The organism is Mesorhizobium sp. M0715 (assembly GCF_040320355.1).
GTDB lineage: Bacteria > Pseudomonadota > Alphaproteobacteria > Rhizobiales > Rhizobiaceae > Mesorhizobium.
The window spans coordinates 1-834 of sequence record NZ_JAMYPL010000076.1; the positions used below are offsets into that span (position 1 = coordinate 1).

Sequence of the window (834 nt, forward strand, 5' to 3'; positions counted from 1 at the left end):
GGCAAGGGCGTCACCTCGGTCAAGAAGGGCGACCATGTCATCCCGCTCTACACGCCGGAATGCCGGCAATGCCCGTCCTGCATGTCCAGAAAAACCAACCTGTGCACCGCGATCCGCGCCACGCAGGGACAAGGCCTGATGCCGGACGGCTCGTCGCGCTTCTCGATCGGCAAGGACAAGATCTTCCACTATATGGGCTGCTCGACCTTCTCGAACTTCACCGTGCTGCCCGAGATTGCGCTGGCCAAGGTCAATCCCGACGCGCCGTTCGACAAGATCTGCTACATCGGCTGCGGCGTCACCACCGGCATCGGCGCGGTGATCAACACCGCCAAAGTCGAGATCGGCGCCACGGCCGCCGTCTTCGGTCTCGGTGGCATCGGCCTCAACGTTATCCAGGGACTGCGGCTTGCCGGCGCCGACATGATCATCGGCGTCGACCTGAACAACGACAAGAAGGAATGGGGCGAGAAATTCGGCATGACGCATTTCGTCAATCCGAAGGAGATCGATGGCGATATCGTGCCCTATCTCGTCAACATACCAAGCGCGGCGCCGACCAGATCGGTGGTGCCGACTATACGTTCGACTGCACCGGCAGCACCAAGGTCATGCGCCAAGCGCTTGAATCGTCGCACCGGGGCTGGGGCAAATCGGTCATCATCGGCGTTGCCGGCGCCGGCCAGGAGATCTCGACGCGGCCGTTCCAGCTGGTCACCGGCCGGACCTGGATGGGCACCGCCTTCGGCGGCGCACGCGGCCGCACCGACGTGCCAAGATTGTCGATTGGTACATGGACGGCAAGATCCAGATCGATCCGATGATCACCCACAC

General features: G+C 62.6%; 1 pseudogene. It reads left to right on the plus strand.

Annotated elements, in window-relative coordinates:
- A pseudogene (locus NKI21_RS32355) lies at positions 1-834 on the plus strand (zinc-binding dehydrogenase); the annotation flags it as partial.